Origin of the sequence: Citrobacter sp. FP75, from assembly GCF_018342065.1 — a bacterium.
Classification (GTDB): Bacteria; Pseudomonadota; Gammaproteobacteria; order Enterobacterales; family Enterobacteriaceae; genus Citrobacter.
In genome coordinates this window covers 67,993-91,220 of record NZ_JAFDOE010000007.1, presented here as the reverse complement: position 1 = coordinate 91,220, position 23,228 = coordinate 67,993, and the positions used below count along the sequence as shown (strand labels likewise).

The window sequence follows — 23,228 nt, the reverse complement described above, 5'->3', positions numbered from 1 at the left end:
ATGGCGCTTACAAAAGCTGAAATGTCAGAATATCTGTTTGATAAGCTTGGGCTTAGCAAGCGGGATGCCAAAGAACTGGTCGAGCTGTTTTTCGAAGAGATCCGTCGTGCTCTGGAAAATGGTGAGCAGGTAAAACTCTCTGGTTTTGGTAACTTCGATCTGCGTGATAAGAATCAACGTCCGGGCCGTAACCCGAAAACGGGCGAAGATATTCCCATTACAGCACGGCGCGTGGTGACCTTCAGACCCGGACAGAAGTTAAAAAGCCGGGTCGAAAACGCAACGCCCAAAGAAGAGTGATTTAACAACATGTTAAATCTTTTGTGCCGTCAGCAAACAGGCGGCACAAAAGATGACGCGTATAACTAAAAAGGCCGCTCTGCGGCCTTTTTCCTTTTCACTACCGAATCAGCACCGTAGAATCGCTCCATCTCTTTTCAGCTGAATGGAAAACATGCTGACTTTCGCCCATCAACAACAGCGACGAAACGTGCGCTGGATACTGTCTCTGTCGGTGCTGATGCTGCTGGCAACGATTCTCAGTCTGTGCGCAGGAGAACAGTGGATTTCGCCCGGCGACTGGTTCAGCGCTCGCGGCGATCTGTTCGTCTGGCAAATTCGACTTCCCCGTACGCTTGCCGTGTTGCTGGTCGGCGCTGCGCTGGCACTTTCTGGTGCGGTGATGCAGGCGCTGTTTGAAAATCCGCTGGCCGAGCCTGGCTTGCTGGGGGTGTCTAACGGCGCGGGGGTTGGGCTAATCGCCGCGGTGCTGTTGGGGCAGGGCCAACTGCCCGGCTGGGCGCTGGGTCTGTGTGCGATTGCAGGGGCGCTTATCATTACGCTTATCCTCCTGCGTTTTGCCCGTCGTCACCTGTCGACCAGTCGCCTGCTGCTGGCGGGCGTGGCGCTGGGTATTATCTGTAGCGCGCTGATGACATGGGCCATCTATTTCTCCACCTCTTTTGACCTGCGACAGTTGATGTACTGGATGATGGGCGGCTTTGGTGGCGTCGACTGGCAGCAGGCCTGGCTGATGGTCGCACTGCTTCCTGTTTTGCTGTGGATTTGCTGTCAGTCTCAGCCAATGAATATGCTGGCGCTGGGGGAGACCTCTGCGCGCCAGTTGGGACTGCCTTTATGGTTCTGGCGCAACCTGCTGGTGGTGGCCACTGGCTGGATGGTGGGCGTGAGCGTGGCGCTTGCCGGTGCTATTGGTTTTATTGGCCTGGTTATCCCGCATATTCTGCGACTGTGTGGATTGACCGATCATCGCGTATTGCTGCCTGGCTGTGCGCTGGCGGGAGCCATTGCGTTACTGTTGGCGGATGTCGTTGCGCGTCTGGTTCTGGCATCGGCTGAGCTGCCTATCGGCGTGGTGACGGCAACCATGGGCGCACCGGTATTTATCTGGTTATTGCTAAAATCCGGGCGCTAGAAGGTTGTAGTTCGGGCTATGATTAAACACGATAACCGATCGCTGACTATCCACCTGGAGATGCTATGCAAGACACTATTTTCAATACAGAAGTGACGACTATCGATGGGGAAGTCATCTCGTTGCAGGCGTATGCCGGAAAAGTCCTGTTAATTGTTAATGTTGCTTCAAAATGTGGATTAACGCCGCAGTATGAGCAACTGGAGAATCTGCAGAAAGCATGGCACGAGCAGGGGTTCACCGTATTGGGATTCCCCTGCAATCAGTTTCTCGGCCAGGAGCCGGGTAGTGAAGAGGAAATTAAAACCTGGTGCAGTACCACCTGGGGCGTCACTTTCCCGATGTTCAGTAAGATTGACGTCAATGGCAAAGCGCGCCATCCGCTGTATCAGAAGCTGATTGATGCTGCGCCGATCATCATTGCACCTGCTGACAGCGGTTTTTTGGCACGTATGGTGAGTAAAGGCCGCGCGCTGCTCCATCCGGGCGATGTTCTGTGGAATTTCGAGAAGTTTTTAGTCGGGCGCGATGGCCGGGTTCTGCAGCGTTTTTCACCCGATATGACGCCAGAAGATCCCATCCTTGTTGAACATATCAACGCGGCGCTGGCAAAATAATGTCTCCTTTGATGCAGCTTCAGGATGTGGTGGAATCGACACGGCTCGGTCCGCTTTCAGGCGAGATAAAGGCTGGGGAGATCCTGCATCTTGTGGGACCTAACGGTGCCGGAAAGAGTACGCTGCTGGCGCGAATGGCGGGTTTAACGACCGGTGAGGGAACCGTCGTGTTGGGTGATATGCCGCTCGACGACTGGCCTGCCGCAAAGCTGGCGCAACACCGCGCTTATCTTGCGCAACAGCAAAATCCGCCGTTTGCCATGCCGGTCTGGCATTTTCTGACGCTGCATCAACCTGATAAAGCGCGTACCGATCTGCTGCAAGAGGTGGCCGATGCGCTGGGGTTGGGGGATAAACTCGGACGCGGGGCGAATCAGCTCTCCGGCGGCGAATGGCAGCGGGTGCGTCTTGCTGCGGTGATACTGCAAATTTGCCCGCAGGCTAACCCGCACGGCCAGCTGTTGCTGCTAGACGAGCCGATGAACAGTCTGGACGTTGCGCAACAAAATGCGCTGGACAGGCTATTAAGCCAGCTGTGCCTGCAGGGGATAGCGATTGTCATGAGCAGCCATGACCTGAACCATACGATACGTCATGCGCATAAGGCCTGGTTACTCAAGCGTGGGAAGTTGCTGGCCAGTGGTTCACGCGATGCGGTACTGACGCCAGCTAACCTCTCTCAGGCCTATGGTGTAAACTTTCGGCGTCTGGATATCGAAGGCCACAGAATGCTCATATCAACCACTTAAGTTAAATGGGTTCTTGAAAACCACATAATTTCCACGCTAAATTGGCACAAAAATAAAAATCAGAGGATTCGTCCTGAATGCGCTTTTGGCTTCTTTTCATTACAGCATTGTTTTTGGCGGGATGCAGCAGCCATCGTGCTCCTGCGCCCAATGCCCGGTTATCGGATTCTATCGCCGTGATCGCGGGTCTTAACGATCAGTTACAGAACTGGCGTGGCACGCCCTATCGTTACGGTGGCATGAGCCGCAACGGTGTGGATTGTTCGGGATTTGTCTTGATGACGATGCGCGATCAGTTTGATTTGCAGCTACCGCGCGATACGCGCACGCAATCAAAGATTGGTACTGAAATCGATAAAGACGAATTGCTGCCAGGCGATCTGGTTTTCTTTAAAACCGGGTCTGGGGAAAGTGGCTTACACGTCGGTATTTACGATACCAATAATCAATTTATTCATGCGTCGACCAGTCGGGGAGTGATGCGCTCATCTCTTGATAATGTCTACTGGCGTAAAAATTTCTGGCAGGCGCGACGTATTTAATCTCTCAAATGATGGGGTCGGTTGCGTCTGAAACGGCCTCATCATCGTCATTTAAAATCCAACTTTCATTTCTGCTGCTTCACTGGCAATAACCTTGTGCATCAAGAGAGTATTTTGCTAAAAATATGATTTATGCCGAGTTATTAAAAAGTACAAAGCTGGATATTAGCTTATAATCAGGATAAGCTAAAAAAAAGGATTCGATTTACTGGCTAAAAAGGGACAAATGAAAGGGCCTCTATTTGTATCTGATGTAACGTATTTTTTCATCCTTTGCTACAGGATGCCGGGTTACACCCATGCAGCGGGGCTGGCACAATGATAGTTTCACTGGATAATCCTTATCATTCTGAGTTCTCTTTTCTCCCGGCGAGAAGTGAAAAAGGCGATCTTGAATACGTCGACATCATCACCCACTTTGTCAGCTCCGATGGCGTTGTGCGGATACCTACCGGGTTGGTCATACCTCAGATGTCAGACGATGAGCAGTGTCGTTTATTTAGCGAAAAGCTCGATTTAATCGAAACATGCCAACATTTTTTTATTCAGCGTAAGATTCCTGCCTGGATTAATTTAACCCCAGCAGTGGCTAATACTTTATTATCAGAATCAGAATATGCTTCACGTATTGAGCGATTTCCATTTATTGAGTTCACCATTAATGATAGTTATCCCGAGTTAAACAAAGGTAAAGAAAATCCCACGCTGGCGATATTAGCGGCGCGATTTCCATTAGTATTGACCAACTTTGGCGCAGCGGGCATATCCACGCGCGCGATTTTTGATGGCCTTTTCAAACGTGTCGTAATGGATAAAAACTTTATTCAACAAAGGATTGCGCAAAACTCGTTTGAGCCTTTTATGCGCGCTATTCAGGCACAAATATCCCCAAGCTGTGAATCAATAATCATTAGCGGTATTGATACGCAGGAGATGCTCGAGCGGGTATTGCCCCTGGGATTCAGCGCCATGCAGGGCGCGTTATGGCCAGCGGTTTCGCCTGCGCAGATAATCTCGTTGATACAGGGATAACCTTGGTATTTGCCGGTGTTTAACCAATCATTAACAGTCTACACTAGTGACAGGAGGCCCTATGACCCTGTCTTTTACCACCCGCTGGCGTGATGAGTTACCAGCAACCTATACAGCACTTTCGCCCACTCCCCTAAAAAATGCGCGCGTTATCTGGCATAACGATGTTCTTGCTGAGCAATCAGGGATCCCTGAAGTGCTGTTTAACAGTGAAAATGGCGCAGGCGTTTGTGGCGGTGAATCGCTGCTTCCCGGCATGTCACCGCTGGCGCAGGTCTATAGCGGGCACCAGTTTGGCGTTTGGGCTGGCCAGCTTGGTGACGGGCGCGGGATCTTGCTGGGCGAACAACTGCTCGCCGATGGCACGACGCTTGACTGGCATCTGAAAGGGGCCGGTTTAACACCATATTCCCGCATGGGTGACGGGCGTGCGGTACTGCGCTCAACGATTCGCGAAAGCCTTGCCAGTGAAGCGATGCATTACCTGGGGATCCCCACCACCCGGGCGCTGTCGGTTGTCACCAGCGATACACCGGTCTACCGTGAAACGGTGGAAGCAGGGGCAATGCTGATTCGCGTGGCGCAAAGTCATATGCGTTTTGGTCACTTTGAACACTTCTATTATCGTCGTGAACCGGAAAAAGTACGCCAACTGGCCGATTTTGCGATCCGCTATTATTGGCCGCACTGGCAGGATGAGACGGATAAATATCAATTGTGGTTTCAGGATGTGGTCACGCGTACCGCAACGTTAATCGCTGACTGGCAGGCGGTAGGATTTGCGCACGGGGTGATGAATACCGACAACATGTCAATTCTGGGGCTGACGATGGATTACGGTCCATTCGGTTTTCTGGATGATTACGTGCCTGATTTTATCTGTAACCATTCGGACAACCAGGGGCGGTACAGTTTCGACAATCAACCGGCTGCCGCGCTGTGGAATTTGCAGCGACTGGCGCAAACCCTGTCGCCTTTTATTGCCGTCGACGCACTCAATGACGCGCTGGATAGCTATCAACTGGCGCAGCTGACCCGCTATGGGCAACGAATGCGACAAAAGCTGGGCTTCTTTAGCGAGCAAAAAAACGATAACGAATTGCTCAGCGAACTGTTTAGCCTGATGGCGCGGGAAAGGAGTGATTTTACGCGAACGTTTCGAATGTTGAGCCTGACGGAGCAGCGCAGCACGTCTTCACCGTTGCGCGATGAGTTTATCGACCGCGCGGCATTTGATGACTGGTTTGCGCGCTATCGCTCACGTTTGCAGCAGGACAACGTGGCTGACGAAATAAGACAGGCGCAAATGAAAGCCGCAAACCCGGCAATGGTGTTACGCAACTGGCTGGCGCAGCGGGCAATAAGCCAGGCAGAGCAGGGGGACTACGTCGAACTGCATCGCTTACACATCGCATTGCGTACGCCGTTTGCCGAGAGGGATGATGATTATGTCAGCCGTCCACCGGACTGGGGTAAACGGCTTGAAGTCAGTTGTTCGAGCTAAGGGGCGAGAAAAACCTGTGGCGACGCGTTGGCCGGATGCAGGCCAACGTGGAGTTGGGCGCCGTACCAGCGCATCAGGTCATCGGCCTGTAACACGGCTTTTGGCGTCCCCTGGGACACAATCCGTCCGTCATGGAGCAGGACAATCCTGTCAGCCCACAGCGCTGCAAGATTGAGATCGTGAAGGACGATGCACACGTGCAATTCCCCGGCAGCGGTTAGCGACGTTAACAACCGCAACAGATGCTGCTGGTGGTAGAGATCTAACGCTGAAGTGGGTTCATCGAGGAATAGCCATCCGCGCGGCGCGCCGTCGCACCACAACTGTGCCAGCGCACGGGCAAGCTGTACCCGTTGCTGCTCGCCGCCGGAAAGCGCGGTGTAGTGTCTGCCAGCCAGCGGAGTGCATCCGGTTAGCACCATTACCTGAGCGATAAGCGCCGGTTCGGGCCGTTGGGTCCAGGGGGCACGCCCCATGGCGATCACGGCCTCGACCAGCCAGTCAAAACCCACCTGCGTTTGCTGACGCATGACCGCGCGATGGCGAGATAACGCTTGTGCACGCCAGTCATTCAGCGGTTTCCCGTCCAGTAAGCAGCGCCCAGACGCCGGCGTCAGAAAACCGGTCAGCAGTCGCAGAAGCGTAGACTTTCCTGCGCCGTTGGGCCCGATCAGTGCCACCAGTTCGCCTTTTTCAAGCGTGAGTGACACGTCGCGAATGACCGACCGACCCGCCACACGGTAGTGAAGTGCTTCGGCGATAAAACGTTCAGCCATGCGGACCTCGTTGACGAAAAATAAGCCACAAAAACCACGGTGCACCCAGAATACTGGTTAACAGACCAACCGGCATTTCAGCGGGCGCAACGGCTGTTCGCGCGAGAGTATCGGCGATCAACAGTAAAAATGCCCCCGCTAATACAGAACCAGGGATCACCGCCCGATGATCGGAACCGAGCCACATGCGCATCAAATGCGGGATCACCAGGCCGATAAACCCAATCACGCCACTGACCGCGACGGCGGCAGCAACTAACAGCGCACTGCACAGCAGTAAAACGCGCTGCACCCATCGCACGTCGACGCCAAGATAGTGCGCGTCTTCCTCACCGAGCTGCAGCAGATTCAACGCCGGAGCTAAGCGCCAGACGAAAAGCACCGTGGGCAACATCAGCGAAGTGACCGCCAGCAGCGTTGACCACTGTGCTGAGCCCAGACTGCCCATACCCCACAGCGACAACTGGCGCAGTTGCGCATCATTGCTGACCCATGACAACACGCCGACCGCTGCCCCACAAAGTGCATTGATAGCAATGCCGACCAGCAACAGACGCGATAGTGAACCGTCGCGCTGTTGACTGAGGATAAAAATCACCACCGTAGCGGCGAGTGCGCCGAGAAATGCCGCCAGCATGGGGGCATACAGCATCAGCAGCGCAGGTAAGGTGACCGGCAATACTACCCATAACGCGACGGCGCAGGCGGCACCGCTGCTGATCCCCAGCAGTCCCGGATCGGCAAGCGGATTGCGGAACAACCCCTGCATCACACAACCCGCCAGCGCCAGAGAACCGCCAATCACCAGTGCCAGCAGAACGCGCGGTAGTCGAATAGTCAGCCAGATTTGACGCAGCGCGTCATCGGTGTCGCGCCAGAACAGACTCACCGGCAGACGCAACGCGCCAAAACCGGTAGCCACCATCGTCATCACGACCAGCATAGCGGCCAGCATCCACAAAGAGCAGGTGATACGCCGGGACATCAGGGTAATTGTTCCGCTTTGGCACGCAGTTGCTGGATGGCCTGCGGCGTACGGACACTAAAGCCGAGCAGCGCCATGTCATCAATTTGCAGTACCTGCTTATTGCGACCGGCGGGCGTTTGCGCAAGCCCCGGCAGTGCCCACAGATTATCTTCACCTCCCATCGCCTTGACGCCGTCTTGCGAAATCACCACCAGATCGGGCTGGCTGGCAATCACGCCTTCCTGAGATAAGGATTGATAGCGGTTAAAACCCTGCATGGCGTTGCGCAAACCGGCGGCACGAATGGCGGCATCGGCCCCGGTTTGCTGCCCGGCTGCCATGGCGGTCATTCCGCCATGATTGAGAATGAACAGCACGCGTTTGTTGAGTTCGGATGAGGGCAATTCGGCCAGCGCCTGGCGTAAGCTTTGGCGGAGCAACTCGCCTTGTGCCTCACGGTGGGTCGCCTGCGCAATCACCCGGACTTTGTCATCAATCACGCTTAGCGCGTTCCCTGCCGGTACCGTAACGACGCTGACCTTACTTTGTTCGACCTGTTTGAGGACCAATGAAGGTTGCGCCTGTGCGCTGGCGAGAACCAGAGTAGGGCGGGTGGCAAGGATCCCTTCGGCGTTGAGTTGGCGCAAATAGCCCACGTCTGGCAATGCAGTTGCCGCCTCCGGCCACTGGCTGGTGCTGTCGCGCGCCACAAGGGATGACTGCGCCCCAAGCGCATAGACAATCTCTGTCACATCACCGCCGAGTGCAACCACTCTTTCCTCGGGTGCGGCCTGCGCCGCCAGTGGCAGAAGCGCAATCAGTACCAGCAGTTTTTTCATGCGGCCAGCCCCTTCTGTGTTAACGCGTCGATCTGCGCACGCCATTGCTTCTGTTCCGGCTCGCCTTCGGTACGTTGCCCGTACAGCTGGGCGATCTGTGTTCCGTCTGCCGCGAACAGCTCCAGACTGGTCACATGCCCCTCGGCGGTCGGCTTACGTGTGACCCACGTTTCGGCGATGGTCTCTTCCAGCAGATGCAGCGTAAAGGTCGGATTGAAAATATTCAGCCAGCCTTTCATTGGCACCAGTTTTTCTACCGCGCCGGTAAAAATCTGCACGCAGCCGCGGTTGCCAACAAATACCATAATTTCGTTGCCATCCTGACGCGCGGTTTCCAGCAGTTGGGCCACTGCGCCGTTCGTAACCTTACAAGCCAGATCGTCGCCCACCAGGCTAAAGGCCTGCTGGCGGGTAAGGTTGTGACGTTTCAGCAGGCCGAAGAACTGATGCACATCGGTCATGGCGCGCCACTCTTTGTCCACCGTTGCGGCGCCTATGTTAACGGCAGGAACGGCGGCTTCGACGGTTTGCAGCGCCAGCGGCGGGTTTTCCGCGAAGATGAAACGGGTCAGGAGCGATCCCCATGCAGCAATATCGGTATTCTGCGTGGTGTAGACCTTCAACAATGCGTCGCCCTGATTATCAAAAAACTGGATGCTCTGACGCTCGCCGTGGGCGGTGGTTTCGCTGATATGAAATGCGCTGGCCCACTGATTGAGGAACAGGCGCAGATCGAGGGCGCGTGGATTCAGCACCAGTCCGGCATGGCCGTTCAGATGTTGGTTGGTGAACGCGCCGACTTGCTCATGCACTGCGTATTCGTTGCGGCAGATGCATTTGGTTTCGCCTACGGTCTCCAGCGCGGTGAGGATCTCGCGCACTTCGCCGCGCAGGCGCCAGGCGTCATGTCCAACGCGCGCAAAGGTGAGTTCCGCTTCGCTGATATTCAGCAGACCTGCGATGTCACGGGCGTATTTTCCTGGATGTTCTTTTTTCAGTTCCAGCCAGCGTGTGTAGTGATTCATTGCCTCTTCCTTCCTGATGACTGCCCGGGCGTGCCGGGGCAAAGTGATTACCACTGATAACTCACGAAAATTTTGCCGTTACGCCCATCCTGCGGAATGCCTTGCGGCGACCAGTACTCTTTGTCGAAGGCGTTGCCCAGCACCAGCGTAGTGGTCATACCTTTCAGCGCCTGCTGGCCCTGGTAGCTGACATAGAAGTCGTTTACCGCATAACCGGGCTGTTTAGTGTAGCTGCTGCTGATATGGGTTGAGCGGTCGGCAAAGGTGCCAAGCCAGCCAACCGAGAAACCGCTGTGTGCGACCGGTACGTTCAGCTTGCTGGTGACGGTGTCCGGGTTAATGCTGGAAATGTATTCACCGGTGTCGGTATCTTTGCCGCGCGTGCGGTTATAGGCCAGATCCAGGCTGAAGAGATCGGTGGAGTACGTTGTCATCACGTCCCAGCCCCAGATTTTAGCGTTAGGGACGTTATAGGACATGGTCGTTGCGGCGGCGAAATCGACGCTGGTGGAGATATAGTCTTTCGCTTTAGTGTCGAAATAGCTGGCTTTAAATTCAAGGGCATCGTTCGCCAGCAGCAGATCGTCAAAGCGCAGACCGAAACCATACTCCTGAGTTTCGTTGGTTTCCGGGCGCAGGTTTGGATTCGGCACCCAGTAGTTGGTGTAGAAGCGGCCGATGGAGAAGTGTTTCGCATCGTTGTACATTTCGCCCATGGTCGGCGCACGGAAGGCCTGAGCGTAAGATCCAAACAGCATCAACCAGTCGGTGGGGGTTACGGTCATTCCTGCACGGGAGGACCATTTATCCGCATCAACATCAGCGTAACCGTCGCTGCTACCGCGATAGGAGTCATAACGCGTGCCGCCCAGCAACGTCACCGGCAGGTCACGCAGGGTGATTTCATCCTGTAGCCAGCCGGAGCTAAAATCAATTTTTGCTTGCGGGAAACCGGTGGTGGCACCCGCCGGTTGTTGTTCCTGACGATAATACTCGCCGCCATACGTCAGCAGATGCGCCGCAAAGGCGTCGCTAAACAGTCGTGTGCGGTTGTCAATCTTGCCACCTTTGGTGGTTTGCTTACGAAACTCGCCGGTGGCATCCGGGTTTTGCGCATTAATACGCGCCTCAGACCAGTAAATACGCGCATCGGCATTCAGCCAGTCGTTGTCCGCCGGGGCTACCGAGTAGGTCAGTTGGGCATCGCGCTGGATCGTCGAGCGATCGGTCATCGGGTTACTGCTATTTGTGTCGCTGGCTTGCGGGTTTTTGGGTTCCTGCGCATCGTTGTTGTAATAGCGCAGCGAGCCGGCCAACGTCTGGGCGCTGTCTATTTTCCAGCTGCCTTTCGCCAGCATATTGTTAATCGTTTCATCGTTGGGCGCGGTAGTACCGTTGCTCTGACGTATGTCACCACGGTCACGGCTGGACCAGGACAGCAGCCCGTCCAGCGTATCGGTGCGGCCATACGTGCTGGCACCCATCCCGAAGCTATGGTCACCCGTGGCGGCGGTGCCGAACACGCGGTAGCCGCTGTTTTTCCCAGCTTCCAGCAGATCTTTAGCATCTGCCGTCTCATAGGCAATGACGCCGCCCAGCGCGCCGCTGCCGTACAGCAGCGCCGATGGACCGCGCACCACTTCGATACGCTTGATGAGGGCGGGATCGAGGAACGTGCTGTTGAGGTGTCCGGTGTCAGTGCCCTGACGAACACCATCAACCAGCACCAGTACGCCGCGTCGGTCGTAGCCGCGTAGATTGACGTCCTGGCCGTTGGTACGTCCGGTGCCGTCAAGGGTCAGGCCTGGCACCTTGCGCAGCAGGTCAGCGGCAGAGCTGGCGGTTTGATTTTCCGGGGCCGTCGCGTCGATAACGCTGACCATCATCGGCGCCTCAAAGGCGCTGCGAGCATTGCCGGTAGCGATAACGGTCATATCTTCAACTGCCGCATACGCGGCACCAGGAAGACTGCAGACGATCGCCAGCGCCAGCAGCGATGGGCGCAAACTCGCGGTGTGCAGGTAAGGCATAGCAACTCTCCATTAGAAACTCGAAAAGCGCTGGCTGCCTGGGGATGACCTGGGTGGCTGGCGAAATGTGTGGATTTATTTTGTTAAAATCAGTTTTCCGGCATGTGTCTGGCGCAGCAGATAATGCTGTCCGTCATGCTCAATGATCACGCGACCCTCGTTGCCCAACAGGCTTTTACTGTCAATTCGACGCTCAGTGGGGGGCGTAGAGGATGGTGTATTCTTTTTTGCAGGCGTTGCCGCTGTGTTATCCATACGTGACATAGTGTTTAAAAATAACAATCAATGTAACAATGATAATCATTATCATCAAAGTAAAAATTTGCGGCAAGCTTTTTTGTGAAAAAATTGTGACGAGAGTGATTTTTATGCAAAAAACGAGGGAAAAACAAGGGATTGTCACCGGGCAACGTCATGCTACCCGGTGAAAAGGTTAGAAGCGACTATCCACCGCAGATGCGAGTTTTTCGACCAACAGTTCAGTATCTTCCCAGTTCAGGCACGGATCGGTAATGGACTGACCGTAAACCAGCGGCTGACCGCTGACGATTTTTTGCGTACCTTCGCGCAGGAAGCTCTCGGCCATAATTCCGGCGATGGCCGTCGACCCATTGCGAATTTGCTGACAGACGTCATCGCACACTTCCAGCTGGCGACGATGCTGTTTCTGGCAATTACCATGACTGAAATCGACTACCAGGTGCTCCGGCAGCGAAAATTCATGCAGCGTATCGCAGGCGGCGGCAATATCTTCCGCAAAGTAATTCGGCTTTTTACCGCCGCGCATAATGATGTGCCCATACGGGTTGCCGCTGGTCTGATAGATGGTCATCTGACCGGTTTTATCCGGTGAAAGGAACATATGGCTGGCGCGGGAGGCGCGAATCGCATCGACGGCGATACGTGTATTACCATCGGTACCATTTTTAAAGCCGACCGGACAGGAGAGCGCGGAGGCCATTTCACGGTGGATCTGACTTTCGGTGGTACGTGCGCCGATAGCGCCCCAACTGATCAGATCGGCAATAAACTGGCCGGTGACCATATCGAGAAATTCAGTGGCTGTGGGGACGCCCAGCTCGTTGACCTGTAGCAAAAGCTTACGCGCCAGCTCAATGCCGTGGTTAACGCGGTAGCTGCCGTTCAAATCCGGGTCGGAAATTAAACCTTTCCAGCCGACGACGGTGCGCGGTTTTTCAAAATAGGTACGCATTACGATTTCCAGACGCGCCTGGTGCCTGGTGCGCAGCGTCTGCAAGCGCGTGGCGTACTCCATGGCTGCATCAAGGTCGTGAATCGAGCAGGGGCCAACGATCACCAGCAAACGAGGATCTTCACCATTCAGTATTTTTTCTATCCGGCGTCGCGAGTCCGTCACGTGATGGGCGACGGAGGACGAAACAGGATGCCGCTGCGCCAGCTCTGCTGGAGTGACCAGGTTGTCAATCCGCGCAGTACGGAGTTCATCAGTTCTGTTCATTACGAGTCTCAGAAATTTGTTGCTTCAACGGCAGGACTGCCGGGAAGTGATGTACATCACAATAACACAATCCATCCTGCCTACTGGCGAGCATGATAACAAAAAATTGAACTCATGCACTAGCATTCTAGTACATTCGGCGATTCAGCCCCATAATGTCGAGGATCTTGGTGGCAATCTCTTCTACCGAATAGTTGGTACTGTTGAGCCATGGGATCTTGTTTTTGCGATATAACGCTTCCACTTCGGCCACTTCCATTCTGCACTGACGCAGCGAGGCATAGCGGCTGTTTTCTCTGCGCTCTTCGCGGATCGCCGTCAGGCGTTCCGGATCAATGGTCAGACCAAATAATTTATGCTGCAGCGGTTTTAACGACGCGGGCAGCACCAGGTTATCCATATCATCAGCAATAAAGGGGTAGTTCGCTGCCCGAACGCCAAACTGCATCGCCAGATACAGGCTGGTCGGCGTTTTGCCGCAGCGGGAGACACCGAGCAGAATAACCTGTGCCTGATCGAGGTTGCGCAACGAAATACCGTCATCGTGAGCGAGGGTGTAATCAATGGCGGCAATACGCGCATCGTACTTATTGAGGTTGCCGGGATTCAGGCCGTGCGTGCGATGGGCTATCGGCGTGGGGTCAAGTTTCATCTCATGTTGCAGTGGGGCGACCAGCGCCTGGACGATATCCTGGCAGAAGCCCTCGCTTTGCAAAATGATGGCGCGAATTTCCGGCAACACGATGGAATAGAACACCAGCGGGCGTACGCCAGTTTGTTGGTAAATGGCGTCAATCTGGTCTTTCACCGCACGGGCGCGGCTCTCATTTTCAACAAACGGCAGCGTAATGCTGCTGATCGTGACCGGAAATTGCGACATCACCGCGTGGCCCAATACCTCTGCGGTGATGGCCGTACCATCAGAAATATAAAATACGTGACGATCAACAGCATTATCCATTTTGCTCATCCTGGGGGCAGACATAATTCTCTGAAAGCATAAATTAAAATTCGTCAGAAGCGAATATTGCGGCAGCTATTTTATAAAATGAAACGCTATTTTTATATTTACTGAAAAGTACATTTCATTTTTCGGAACGAGTGTTTATACCGACTGTTTTTGTGGTGATCCCGTGTCGCTCGCGGGTTTGCGCAAATGCGGAAACAATCTGAAAAAATAAAAAATAAAGTTGCTTGAACGATTCACCGTTTTTTTCGCCGCAGTAAATATGCCAAGATAATTACGCAAAATTGAGTTTCCTAACCTCGTTCAAATATAAGGATTGTTCGATGTCCAACAATGGCTCGTCACCGCTGGTGCTTTGGTATAACCAACTCGGCATGAATGATGTAGACAGAGTTGGAGGCAAAAATGCCTCCCTGGGTGAAATGATCACTAACCTTTCAGGTATGGGTGTTTCCGTACCGAATGGTTTTGCAACAACCGCCGATGCGTTCAACCAGTTTCTGGACCAAAGCGGTGTAAACCAGCGCATTTATGAACTGCTGGATAAAACGGATATCGACGATGTCACCGAGCTTGCCAAAGCCGGGGCGCAGATCCGCCAGTGGATTATCGACACTCCTTTCCAGCCTGAGCTGGAAAATGCCGTCCGCGATGCCTACGCGCAGCTTTCCGCGGACGACGCCAATGCCTCTTTTGCCGTCCGCTCCTCGGCGACAGCAGAAGATATGCCCGATGCCTCATTTGCCGGTCAGCAGGAAACCTTCCTCAACGTCCAGGGCTTTGATGCCGTGCTGGTGGCCATCAAACACGTCTTTGCCTCGCTGTTTAACGACCGAGCAATCTCTTATCGTGTTCACCAGGGCTATGACCACCGTGGCGTGGCGCTCTCTGCGGGCGTCCAACGTATGGTTCGTTCTGACCTCGCGTCCTCAGGCGTCATGTTCTCCATCGACACCGAATCCGGCTTCGATCAGGTGGTGTTTATCACTTCCGCATGGGGTCTGGGTGAGATGGTGGTGCAGGGCGCTGTGAACCCGGACGAGTTCTACGTGCACAAACCGACCCTGGCGGCTAACCGCCCGGCTATCGTGCGTCGCACGATGGGGTCGAAAAAAATTCGCATGATCTACGCGCCGACCCAGGAACACGGCAAACAGGTGACCATCGAAGATGTGCCGCAGGAACAGCGCGACGTTTTCTCACTGACGAACGAGGAAGTGCAGGAACTGGCGAAGCAGGCGGTACAAATCGAGAAGCACTACGGTCGTCCGATGGACATCGAATGGGCGAAAGACGGTCACACCGGCAAGCTGTTCATTGTGCAGGCGCGTCCGGAAACCGTCCGTTCTCGCGGTCAGGTGATGGAGCGTTATACGCTGCATGCGCAGGGCAAAATCATTGCTGAAGGCCGTGCTATCGGCCACCGCATCGGCGCGGGTCCGGTGAAGGTCATTCATGACATCAGCGAAATGAACCGCATTGAACCCGGTGACGTACTGGTGACCGACATGACCGATCCGGACTGGGAACCGATCATGAAAAAAGCGGCGGCCATTGTTACCAACCGTGGCGGTCGTACCTGTCATGCGGCGATTATCGCCCGTGAACTCGGGATCCCTGCGGTAGTGGGCTGTGGTGATGCTACCGATCGCATCAAGGAAGGCGAGGCGGTGACCGTCTCCTGTGCCGAAGGTGACACCGGTTACGTATATGCCGACATGCTCGACTTTAGCGTTAAGAGTTCCAGCGTCGAAACTATGCCGGATCTGCCGTTGAAGGTGATGATGAACGTCGGTAACCCGGATCGCGCTTTCGACTTCGCCTGTCTGCCAAACGAAGGTGTCGGGCTGGCGCGTCTGGAATTTATCATCAACCGCATGATTGGTGTGCACCCTCGCGCATTGCTGGAGTTCGATGACCAGACGCCAGAGTTGCAAAACGAAATTCGCGGCATGATGAAAGGTTTTGATTCACCGCGTGAATTCTACGTGGGTCGTCTGACCGAAGGGATCGCGACGCTGGGCGCGGCGTTTTATCCAAAACGCGTCATCGTGCGAATGTCAGACTTTAAGTCTAACGAATACGCCAACCTGGTCGGCGGTGAGCGCTACGAGCCGCATGAAGAGAACCCGATGCTGGGCTTCCGGGGTGCGGGCCGTTACGTTGCTGACAGCTTCCGCGACTGTTTCGCACTCGAATGTGACGCTGTGAAGCGCGTGCGCAACGAGATGGGACTGACCAACGTTGAAGTCATGGTGCCGTTCGTTCGTACCGTGGCGCAGGCAAAAGCGGTGGTGGAAGAGCTGGCGCGTCAGGGTCTGAAGCGCGGTGAAAACGGGCTGAAGATCATCATGATGTGTGAGATCCCGTCCAACGCCCTGCTGGCCGAGCAGTTCCTCGAGTACTTCGACGGCTTCTCCATTGGCTCAAACGACATGACACAGCTGGCGCTGGGTCTGGACCGTGACTCCGGAGTGGTTTCTGAACTGTTTGATGAGCGTAACGACGCGGTGAAAGCGCTGCTGTCGATGGCGATTCGCGCAGCCAAGAAACAGGGTAAATACGTGGGTATTTGCGGTCAGGGTCCATCTGACCACGAAGACTTCGCGGCCTGGCTGATGGAAGAGGGGATCGACAGCCTGTCGCTGAACCCGGACACCGTCGTACAGACCTGGCTGAGCCTGGCTGAACTGAACAAGTAACATCATGCCGGATGGCGTTTCGCCGCCATCCGGCACTTTATTCTGCAATACTCTCCACGCTTAAACGCTGAATAATGTCCTGGCGAAGCTGATACTTCTGGATTTTTCCGGAGGCTGTGCGCGGTAATTTTTCGACAATCACGATGTGTTCCGGGTATTTATACTTTGCTACTCGCTTGCGGCTAAAGAAGGCCACTACCGACGTCAGCGACAGCGAGTGATGCGGCGGTTTAAGCACCACGTAAGCGCACGATCTTTCCCCTAAACGCTCGTCCGGCATCGCCACCACGCAGGCATCATGAATACGCGGATGCTGCAATAAAATGTCCTCGACTTCACGGCTACTGATATTTTCTCCGCCGCGCACAATAATATCTTTCTTACGCCCGGTGATTTTAATGTAGCCCTCGTCGTCCATGCGGCATAAATCGCCGCTGTAGTACCAACCGTCTTCATCCATCGCGCGGGCGGTCATTTCGGGCTCATCAAGGTAGCCCATAAAAACGCCAGGCCCGCGTGAGGCTTCTTCCCCCTCTACGCCCGGCGGCAGCGTATTATGTGCTTCATCGACCACTTTAATTTCGACGCCCGCAGCGGCGTAGCCATCGGTATTCATCATGCGGGCAAGTGAATCATCCAGATTGACCACCGCATGCGGTGAGCTTTCGGTCGAGCCGTAAACGCTTAACAACTTAATGCCGCGCTGCTGACAGGCACGGGCAATTTTCTGCGGAATAGTGGTCCCGCCGCATAAGAAGAAACGTAGCGAGGTGAGGTCGTAAGGCCGCTTTTCCACGCAGCACAGCATGTCATAGACGAAGGGTGTTGCGCCGAGAGCACAGGTACAGCGCTGTTGCTCCAGCAGATCAAGACAGGCGGTCGGGGTAAAAATATCCAGCAGCACGCTGCGCGCGCCAATTAAAAACGGGGCCGTGACGCCGTGCAGAAATCCGGTGGCGTGCCCCAGCGGGGCGGGCATTAAAAAAATATCCTGCCAGTTGAGGTTAAGACGGGCGCAGTAGGCGCGTTCGCTGGCAAGAATGTTGTTGTGGGTCAACATCACTCCTTTTGGCATTCCTTCCGTGCCGGAGGTGAACAGCACGGCGGCTAACGCGTCGGCGTGGACGCTAACGGCCTGGGTTAACGGCGGAGAGGTAAGTAGCTGGCTGAGCGCCAGTGAGGCCGTCGCTGGTGCCAGTTTATCCACGGCGACAATCTGCTGCAGATGCGGCAACTGATTCTGTAAAGGCAGGATCAGATCCACCGGTCGGGTTTGTTTAAACAAGGTCGGCGCAAAAAAGAGCTTCGCTTTGCATTTGTTCAGTACCCACACCAGTTCCGCTTCGCGCCAGGCCGGAAGTAGGGGGACGGAGACGGCCCCGGTTTTCAGGCAGGCCAGATAAATCACGGTAAATTCACACCAGCCCGGCAGCTGGAAAGCAACCCGATCGCCGGGTTGAATCCCAACGGCTAAAAACCAGGCGGCCAGGCTGCTGGCGGCACGATCGAGTTCGGCGTAGGTGTAGGCATCGCCGTGATTATCAACCACGGCGATTTTATCCGGTACGGCCCGGGCGGTCTGGCTCCAGTAATCGCTCAGTGAGGCGTCGCCCCACAAGCCCTGCTGTCGCCAGGCGTTACGACGCCCGGCGTTAAACGTTAATGTGACACTCATTGGTTTGTCCCTGGATTATTACGGCATACGTCCTGGCGGATGGCAACTGAGCCTTATCCGGCCTGCAACATGCACTATCCGTTATCCATAACGAAAATCGACGCCAAACGTGCCGACCGGGTACGCCCACTGTTCAAGGATTGTTTCGCCGCACAGCACCCGGCAGGTCCCGCATTCCAGGCATCCGGCAGAATCAAAATGAATATTTCCGTCATCGTCCTGCTTGTACAACCCGGCGGGGCAGGCATTGAGCAGCTTGCGAAACTCATTCCGATCCGGATGGGTCGCCAGAATAATGTGTGGATGCCCTTCATCGACGTTGAATTTATTGACGCCCAGCTTAACGTCGACGTTCACGGTGTTGTCCTGGCTCATAGCGCGGTTGCTCCCTTAATACCGTCTTTCAGTACGTTCATTAACCCAATACGTTTTATATGGGGCATGATCCTTTTGCGCATCGGTGGCGTCGGATGTCCGTCAACGGTGAACATCTCGCTCATGATATCCGCCACCATGCGTGGGTACTGGGTGAACAGGCGTGGGTTTTCCATCAGCGCCGGGATCTTGCGAAAATGCTGTAAATCGTGCATGACGCAACCTTGCTCGAGGGCGCGTTTGTACTCCATCAAGCTGTTGGCGGAGAAGTCCTGGCGTTCTTTCGCGGCGATAGCTGCTTTCGCCGCCGCCTCAGCGGAGGCAATAGCCAGATCCATGCCGCGAATCGTATAACCCAGGTTCAGGCAGAAACCCGCGGCATCGCCGACGATCATCACGCCGTCATCGACCAGCTTAGGCACCATTGCCAGGCCACCTTCCGGCACCATGTGCGCCGAATATTCCAGCAACTCGCCCCCGGCAATCAGCGGACGAATAGTGGGATGTTGCTTAAAGTCTTCCAGCATTTGCGGAATGCTCTTCGTCGCGTGGGCGATGTCGCCCAGACCACAGACCAGCCCCAAAGAAATAGAGTCCCGGTTGGTGTACAGGAAGCCACCGCCCATCAATCCGTTCGAAGGGGAACCGGCAAACAGCCAGGCCGCGCCGTCATTGCCCGAAAGAGTGAAGCGATCCGCAATAACGGCGGGCGGCAAGCCAATCAGCTCTTTAACGCCGACGGCATAGTGGTGTGCTGAGGAGGGGGGTACCATGCTGAGCGAGCGGCCCAGCATGGAATTAACGCCGTCGGCAAGGATGACGATATTGGCTTCCAGAATATCGTCACCGGCCTGAACGCCCGTCACTTTATTGCCCTCGCGGATTAAGGCATCGACGCGAACGCCCGGAATAAACTGCGCGCCAGCCTGTTCGGCTTTCTCCATTAGCCACGGGTCAAAACGGCTGCGTAAAACCGTCCAGGAGTCCTGCGCCGGAACATCCTCTTTTTCACGATGGAAGTCGAGGGTGACGGCGCTTTCCTCAGTAAGGAATGAGATCTTTTCACGCGTCACTTTGCGCTCGATGGGCGCTTCCTGCGCGAATCCTGGCATGATGCGCTCAAGACTGTGGGCGTAGAGTCGACCGCCGGTCATGTTTTTACTGCCCGCGCTGTTTCCGCGCTCAATGACCAGTACGTCCAGTCCGGCCTTAGCCATCACGTAGCCTGCTACCGCTCCCGCCACGCCAGCACCGACCACAATGGCATCAAATTTTTCATCTGACATGCTTATGCTCCCTTCCCGCCGCGAGGGCAGCGGGAGTTGTGGGTTAAATGAGGGGGGATTAGCGGCTTAACTGTTCGATAAGGGCCGGCACAACCTTGTACATATCGCCCACCAGACCGTAATCGGCATAATTAAAAATAGGGGCTTTTTTATCTTTATTGATGGCGACGATGGTCTTCGCCCCGTTTCCGCCGACCATATGCTGAATTTGTCCTGAGATACCCAGCGTCAGGTACAGATCAGACTTTAGCAGCACGCCGGAAACGCCGATGTAGCGCTCGCGCTCCATCCAGTTTTCGCCTTCGGCAATCGGTCGTGAGCAACCCACCTCAGCGTCCAGCACCGCAGCCAGTTTATGCACCATTTCCAGATCGTCTTGCGCCACCAGGCCACGGCCTACGCCCACCACGCGCCTGGCTTTGCTGAGATCCACGCTGCTCAGCGATTTGGCGCGACGTTCCTGACACATAATTTCATGGCGTGGGGCGATGTAGGGCGCGGAGGTCACCGGGCAGGTGTGCGCTGGATTGGCCTCGACCGGTTCCAGGCCGCCGGTGGCAAGCGTAATAATCGCCAGAGCGCTATTGAGCTTTTCTTTACCGAATGCCAGCCCGCCATACATGCGGTGTTCGGCAAACAGCGCGCCAGAATCAAGGTTCACTGACGTTGCATCGTTCACCATCGCCGCATTGAGCTGGATGCTTAACCGCGCGCCAAGGGATTTCGCGCGCTTGGTGGCGGGCATCAGCAGCAAACCGACGTGTTGTTGCATCAGGGCTGCGAAGGTCTCAGCGTAATTTTCAATACGCTGTAGCCCGGAAAATTGCTCAAGTACGATGACGCTATCGGCACCCAGCGGCAGAACCTGGCTTGCCTGTTCGCTATCCTGCACAATGATATGGACCTGCTCACCCCACAGGCGCGCGCCGGTCATTAATTCTGCATAGCGTTCTGCGTTATCGCTAAATACCCAGACGTTGGCTAACTTACTCATGATGATTTCTCTCCGTTGGGCTTAGTTCAGCGCTTTTTTCAGATGGTCGGCCAGTTCAGCGATCGCTTCTGCTGAGTCATTTTCCAGAATGATGCGTTTACGCTCGGTTTGTGGCGGAACCGTTATTGCCACCAGTTCCGCTAACGGTGGCACTGGCGTCCAGCCAATATCGCTGCCCTGCCAGGAAGTAACGGTTTTTTTCCCGGCCCCAAGAATGGCTTTCATTGACGGAATGCGCGGCGTGTTGATATCAGACGTGACGCAAAGCACGGCGGGGAGCGGGAGATCAAGCACTTCGATTTCGTCCTCAAGTGCACGCTCGACCAGAATGCGTTCGCCGCGGCGTTGAATCTTGCTCACCGCGTTGACGACGGGGAGCTGCAGGAGTTCGCCTACCAGTAAACCCACCTGCTGCGCATAGATATCGCCTGACCCTTCACCGAATAACATCAGGTCAAATTCAATTTTCGCTGCGGCGCAGGCCAGCGCCTGGGCCGTGTCTTTGGGCAGTGAGTGTTCCAGCTGCGCATCCTGTACCATAAACAGGCTATTTGGGCCGCGGGACAGCACGTCTTTACGCACTTTTGAGTTTTGTAACAGCGAGCCGCCAACCGTTAAGGCGACAATCTCATCACCTTCTGCCGCCAGTTGCGCGGCGGCTTCGATGGCATTCAGGTCAAATTGACTGATCTTGGCTTCGGCTCTGTCAAAGTTAAGTGAGCGCTCCGGGGTAACAACAACGTCCTGTTCTTCAGGAACCAACTTAAAGCAGGTGACTATTTTCATGGCATCTCCGGTGAGTCATGTTCAGATGATGACGGGGCGCGTCATTATCGACAGTAGGGAAAGTTGACTGAAATTAGTCTGCGGCAGGCGAGGGGTATTTTCGACGGGACAATCTGTTTTCGTTTCCAACAATCTTGCAAAAAAAAGTGATAGCCGAATGCTTTGCGGATAAGCATTGCGTAAACATTATGTACGGTAACGATAAACAGAAAAAAAGAGCAGGGCGGGGTAATTGCGAAATGCATCATGTTTTTAATCCGTATCTGGCTCTTTATGTTTCCGTTATGTAAATAACTAATTATTAAATAATAACATTTATCCTCTTCATCATTTTTAAAAAGTAAATAATTGGTGTGGGATACGCATTATAGCAACGCGTATCATCTTGCAGATGGCGCCAATAATTTTGTTTCGTTACGATGAAATAACGTTGTATAACATGCTCAGTCGCTTTAATTTATCGCTATTACTTATCCTTAAATTTCCGGTCTTAAGGTGGAGGTTGTCATGTATCAACGATGTTTTGATAATGCTATGGAACCCCTTTTTGAGCAGGGGAAAACCCCTAAATTTGCACGGTTCGTCATTAGTGACGATCCGAACTGGGCGTCAGGTCACCATGTTCATGACAATGAAACAGAGCTCATTTACGTCAAAAAAGGTGTCGCTAGATTTATTATCGACTCGTCACTGTATGTCGCTCATGCTGGCGATATTGTGGTGATAGAGCAAGGCCGACTGCATGCGGTTGCTTCTGACAGTAGCACACCGGCCACTACCTACACCTGCGCACTGGCAGGGTTTCGCTTTAACGGCTGGCAGGATAACCAATTGCTGCAGGCGCATTCATGCCCGGTGATCAGCGCCGGACAGGGGAAGGAGGTGATCAAAAGTATTTTTAATGAACTGAGTATTATGCTGCCACAGAGCAAAAATAATCTGACCTCGGCGGCATACGATGCTTTCGCGTATGCATTAACCGTACTGTATTATGAAAATTTCAAAAATGCGTATCGTTCGGAGCAGGGGTACATTAAAAAAGACGTCTTAATTAAAGATGTGCTGGTGTATTTAAATAACAATTTCCGTGAAAAAATAACCCTTGAGCAGTTGTCAAAGAAATTTCGAGCCAGCGTTAGTTACATTTGCCATGAATTTACCAAAGAGTATCGAATATCACCGATTAATTATGTTATCCAGCGGCGAATGACGGAGGCTAAATTTTCTCTGACCAATACGGAATCATCATTAGCGGACATTTCGTGGCGGGTGGGATATGAAAATGTCGATCACTTTGCCAAACTTTTTCAGCGACATGTGGGCTGTTCTCCCGGTGATTATCGCAAGCAGTTTAAAAACAATCTGCTTGAGCAGGAATGTCTGATGCCGGAGGTTTGATGACCGTCTTCTGCGTGCCCGGTAAGCATTACGCTTACCGGGCAATTCA

At 54.2% G+C, this 23,228-nt stretch carries 22 protein-coding genes; 9 read left to right on the top strand and 13 right to left on the bottom strand.

All coding sequences use genetic code 11. The annotated features are described in order from the left end of the window. From ihfA to selO, 7 genes are all read left to right on the top strand, one after another. Positions 1 to 300, top strand: a complete 300-nt coding sequence (gene ihfA / locus JQ822_RS19835) for an integration host factor subunit alpha (protein ID WP_003030571.1) — start codon at positions 1 to 3, stop codon at positions 298 to 300. A gap of 154 nt (positions 301 to 454) precedes the next feature. After that, complete coding sequence (gene btuC, locus JQ822_RS19830; protein WP_213134913.1) at positions 455 to 1,435, top strand: vitamin B12 ABC transporter permease BtuC; 981 nt, start codon at positions 455 to 457, stop codon at positions 1,433 to 1,435. Positions 1,436 to 1,500: 65 nt separating this feature from the next. Continuing rightward, a complete protein-coding gene (locus JQ822_RS19825; protein WP_213134912.1) occupies positions 1,501 to 2,052 on the top strand; it encodes a glutathione peroxidase in 552 nt (183 codons plus the stop codon). Beyond that, positions 2,052 to 2,801, top strand: a complete 750-nt coding sequence (gene btuD, locus JQ822_RS19820) for a vitamin B12 ABC transporter ATP-binding protein BtuD (RefSeq protein ID WP_213134911.1) — start codon at positions 2,052 to 2,054, stop codon at positions 2,799 to 2,801. Before JQ822_RS19825 ends, btuD begins: the two co-directional genes overlap by 1 nt. A gap of 77 nt (positions 2,802 to 2,878) precedes the next feature. After that, positions 2,879 to 3,343, top strand: coding sequence for an NlpC/P60 family protein (locus JQ822_RS19815; RefSeq protein WP_135321612.1), 465 nt, complete (start codon positions 2,879 to 2,881; stop codon positions 3,341 to 3,343). A gap of 318 nt (positions 3,344 to 3,661) precedes the next feature. Further along, a complete protein-coding gene (locus JQ822_RS19810) occupies positions 3,662 to 4,375 on the top strand; it encodes an EAL domain-containing protein (RefSeq protein WP_213134910.1) in 714 nt (237 codons plus the stop codon). A 61-nt stretch (positions 4,376 to 4,436) separates the two neighbouring features. Further along, the gene (gene selO / locus JQ822_RS19805) at positions 4,437 to 5,879 is read left to right on the top strand and encodes a protein adenylyltransferase SelO (protein ID WP_213134909.1); all 1,443 of its coding nucleotides are present in this window, start codon (positions 4,437 to 4,439) and stop codon (positions 5,877 to 5,879) included. Here selO and JQ822_RS19800 read toward each other — a convergent pair. The 8 genes from JQ822_RS19800 to ppsR all read right to left on the bottom strand — a co-directional run bounded on the left by JQ822_RS19800 (position 5,876) and on the right by ppsR (position 13,957). Further along, positions 5,876 to 6,655: a heme ABC transporter ATP-binding protein gene (locus JQ822_RS19800; protein ID WP_213134908.1), complete on the bottom strand. Its 780-nt coding sequence runs from the start codon at positions 6,653 to 6,655 to the stop codon at positions 5,876 to 5,878. The genes selO and JQ822_RS19800 overlap by 4 nt on opposite strands. Further along, positions 6,648 to 7,640 carry a FecCD family ABC transporter permease gene (locus tag JQ822_RS19795; RefSeq protein WP_213134907.1) on the bottom strand — a complete coding sequence of 331 codons (993 nt, stop codon included), beginning with the start codon at positions 7,638 to 7,640 and terminating at the stop codon, positions 6,648 to 6,650. Before JQ822_RS19795 ends, JQ822_RS19800 begins: the two co-directional genes overlap by 8 nt. Beyond that, positions 7,640 to 8,461 carry a heme/hemin ABC transporter substrate-binding protein gene (locus tag JQ822_RS19790; protein ID WP_213134906.1) on the bottom strand — a complete coding sequence of 274 codons (822 nt, stop codon included), beginning with the start codon at positions 8,459 to 8,461 and terminating at the stop codon, positions 7,640 to 7,642. Before JQ822_RS19790 ends, JQ822_RS19795 begins: the two co-directional genes overlap by 1 nt. Next, positions 8,458 to 9,486, bottom strand: coding sequence for a hemin-degrading factor (locus tag JQ822_RS19785; protein WP_213134905.1), 1,029 nt, complete (start codon positions 9,484 to 9,486; stop codon positions 8,458 to 8,460). The genes JQ822_RS19790 and JQ822_RS19785 overlap by 4 nt, the downstream gene beginning before the upstream one ends. A gap of 47 nt (positions 9,487 to 9,533) precedes the next feature. Beyond that, complete coding sequence (locus JQ822_RS19780) at positions 9,534 to 11,516, bottom strand: TonB-dependent hemoglobin/transferrin/lactoferrin family receptor (RefSeq protein WP_213134904.1); 1,983 nt, start codon at positions 11,514 to 11,516, stop codon at positions 9,534 to 9,536. 75 nt (positions 11,517 to 11,591) lie between these two features. Then, positions 11,592 to 11,780: a hemin uptake protein HemP gene (gene hemP, locus JQ822_RS19775; RefSeq protein ID WP_213134903.1), complete on the bottom strand. Its 189-nt coding sequence runs from the start codon at positions 11,778 to 11,780 to the stop codon at positions 11,592 to 11,594. Positions 11,781 to 11,949: 169 nt separating this feature from the next. Beyond that, complete coding sequence (aroH, locus tag JQ822_RS19770) at positions 11,950 to 12,996, bottom strand: 3-deoxy-7-phosphoheptulonate synthase AroH (RefSeq protein WP_213134902.1); 1,047 nt, start codon at positions 12,994 to 12,996, stop codon at positions 11,950 to 11,952. Positions 12,997 to 13,123: 127 nt separating this feature from the next. After that, positions 13,124 to 13,957, bottom strand: a complete 834-nt coding sequence (gene ppsR / locus JQ822_RS19765; protein ID WP_213134901.1) for a posphoenolpyruvate synthetase regulatory kinase/phosphorylase PpsR — start codon at positions 13,955 to 13,957, stop codon at positions 13,124 to 13,126. A gap of 329 nt (positions 13,958 to 14,286) precedes the next feature. On the opposite strand from ppsR, the gene ppsA reads away from it, so the two are divergent. Then, entirely contained in the window at positions 14,287 to 16,665 is a 2,379-nt protein-coding gene (gene ppsA / locus JQ822_RS19760) for a phosphoenolpyruvate synthase (RefSeq protein WP_213134900.1), read from the top strand. Between the two features lie 37 nt (positions 16,666 to 16,702). Here the strand turns inward: ppsA and fadK are convergent, their stop codons facing one another. The 5 genes from fadK to JQ822_RS19735 form a co-directional block, all read right to left on the bottom strand. After that, positions 16,703 to 18,340 (bottom strand): medium-chain fatty-acid--CoA ligase, encoded by a 1,638-nt coding sequence (gene fadK, locus JQ822_RS19755; RefSeq protein WP_213134899.1) that lies wholly within the window; start codon positions 18,338 to 18,340, stop codon positions 16,703 to 16,705. An 81-nt stretch (positions 18,341 to 18,421) separates the two neighbouring features. Beyond that, positions 18,422 to 18,715, bottom strand: coding sequence for a ferredoxin family protein (locus JQ822_RS19750; RefSeq protein ID WP_213134898.1), 294 nt, complete (start codon positions 18,713 to 18,715; stop codon positions 18,422 to 18,424). Further along, complete coding sequence (locus tag JQ822_RS19745; RefSeq protein WP_213134897.1) at positions 18,712 to 20,001, bottom strand: FAD-dependent oxidoreductase; 1,290 nt, start codon at positions 19,999 to 20,001, stop codon at positions 18,712 to 18,714. The genes JQ822_RS19750 and JQ822_RS19745 overlap by 4 nt, the downstream gene beginning before the upstream one ends. 58 nt (positions 20,002 to 20,059) lie before the next feature. Beyond that, positions 20,060 to 20,995 carry an electron transfer flavoprotein subunit alpha gene (locus JQ822_RS19740; protein ID WP_213134896.1) on the bottom strand — a complete coding sequence of 312 codons (936 nt, stop codon included), beginning with the start codon at positions 20,993 to 20,995 and terminating at the stop codon, positions 20,060 to 20,062. Positions 20,996 to 21,016: 21 nt separating this feature from the next. Next, positions 21,017 to 21,781, bottom strand: coding sequence for an electron transfer flavoprotein (locus tag JQ822_RS19735; protein ID WP_213134895.1), 765 nt, complete (start codon positions 21,779 to 21,781; stop codon positions 21,017 to 21,019). 507 nt (positions 21,782 to 22,288) lie between these two features. Between JQ822_RS19735 and JQ822_RS19730 the strand changes: the two genes are divergently transcribed. Beyond that, the gene (locus JQ822_RS19730; RefSeq protein WP_213134894.1) at positions 22,289 to 23,179 is read left to right on the top strand and encodes an AraC family transcriptional regulator; all 891 of its coding nucleotides are present in this window, start codon (positions 22,289 to 22,291) and stop codon (positions 23,177 to 23,179) included. Positions 23,180 to 23,228 lie beyond the last annotated feature (49 nt).

Excerpts from the sequence above, each read along its gene's own strand:
- fadK (WP_213134899.1), bottom strand. The coding sequence starts at position 18,340 with ATGAGTGTCACATTAACGTTTAACGCCGGGCGTCGTAACGCCTGGCGA.
- JQ822_RS19750 (WP_213134898.1), bottom strand. The coding sequence starts at position 18,715 with ATGAGCCAGGACAACACCGTGAACGTCGACGTTAAGCTGGGCGTCAAT.
- JQ822_RS19790 (WP_213134906.1), bottom strand. The coding sequence starts at position 8,461 with ATGAAAAAACTGCTGGTACTGATTGCGCTTCTGCCACTGGCGGCGCAG.
- JQ822_RS19795 (WP_213134907.1), bottom strand. The coding sequence starts at position 7,640 with ATGTCCCGGCGTATCACCTGCTCTTTGTGGATGCTGGCCGCTATGCTG.
- JQ822_RS19780 (WP_213134904.1), bottom strand. The coding sequence starts at position 11,516 with ATGCCTTACCTGCACACCGCGAGTTTGCGCCCATCGCTGCTGGCGCTG.
- JQ822_RS19810 (WP_213134910.1), top strand. The coding sequence starts at position 3,662 with ATGATAGTTTCACTGGATAATCCTTATCATTCTGAGTTCTCTTTTCTC.
- JQ822_RS19815 (WP_135321612.1), top strand. The coding sequence starts at position 2,879 with ATGCGCTTTTGGCTTCTTTTCATTACAGCATTGTTTTTGGCGGGATGC.
- JQ822_RS19730 (WP_213134894.1), top strand. The coding sequence starts at position 22,289 with ATGTATCAACGATGTTTTGATAATGCTATGGAACCCCTTTTTGAGCAG.
- ppsA (WP_213134900.1), top strand. The coding sequence starts at position 14,287 with ATGTCCAACAATGGCTCGTCACCGCTGGTGCTTTGGTATAACCAACTC.
- selO (WP_213134909.1), top strand. The coding sequence starts at position 4,437 with ATGACCCTGTCTTTTACCACCCGCTGGCGTGATGAGTTACCAGCAACC.
- JQ822_RS19825 (WP_213134912.1), top strand. The coding sequence starts at position 1,501 with ATGCAAGACACTATTTTCAATACAGAAGTGACGACTATCGATGGGGAA.
- JQ822_RS19740 (WP_213134896.1), bottom strand. The coding sequence starts at position 20,995 with ATGAGTAAGTTAGCCAACGTCTGGGTATTTAGCGATAACGCAGAACGC.
- ppsR (WP_213134901.1), bottom strand. The coding sequence starts at position 13,957 with ATGGATAATGCTGTTGATCGTCACGTATTTTATATTTCTGATGGTACG.
- btuD (WP_213134911.1), top strand. The coding sequence starts at position 2,052 with ATGTCTCCTTTGATGCAGCTTCAGGATGTGGTGGAATCGACACGGCTC.
- btuC (WP_213134913.1), top strand. The coding sequence starts at position 455 with ATGCTGACTTTCGCCCATCAACAACAGCGACGAAACGTGCGCTGGATA.
- JQ822_RS19735 (WP_213134895.1), bottom strand. The coding sequence starts at position 21,781 with ATGAAAATAGTCACCTGCTTTAAGTTGGTTCCTGAAGAACAGGACGTT.
- ihfA (WP_003030571.1), top strand. The coding sequence starts at position 1 with ATGGCGCTTACAAAAGCTGAAATGTCAGAATATCTGTTTGATAAGCTT.
- JQ822_RS19785 (WP_213134905.1), bottom strand. The coding sequence starts at position 9,486 with ATGAATCACTACACACGCTGGCTGGAACTGAAAAAAGAACATCCAGGA.
- hemP (WP_213134903.1), bottom strand. The coding sequence starts at position 11,780 with ATGTCACGTATGGATAACACAGCGGCAACGCCTGCAAAAAAGAATACA.
- JQ822_RS19800 (WP_213134908.1), bottom strand. The coding sequence starts at position 6,655 with ATGGCTGAACGTTTTATCGCCGAAGCACTTCACTACCGTGTGGCGGGT.
- aroH (WP_213134902.1), bottom strand. The coding sequence starts at position 12,996 with ATGAACAGAACTGATGAACTCCGTACTGCGCGGATTGACAACCTGGTC.
- JQ822_RS19745 (WP_213134897.1), bottom strand. The coding sequence starts at position 20,001 with ATGTCAGATGAAAAATTTGATGCCATTGTGGTCGGTGCTGGCGTGGCG.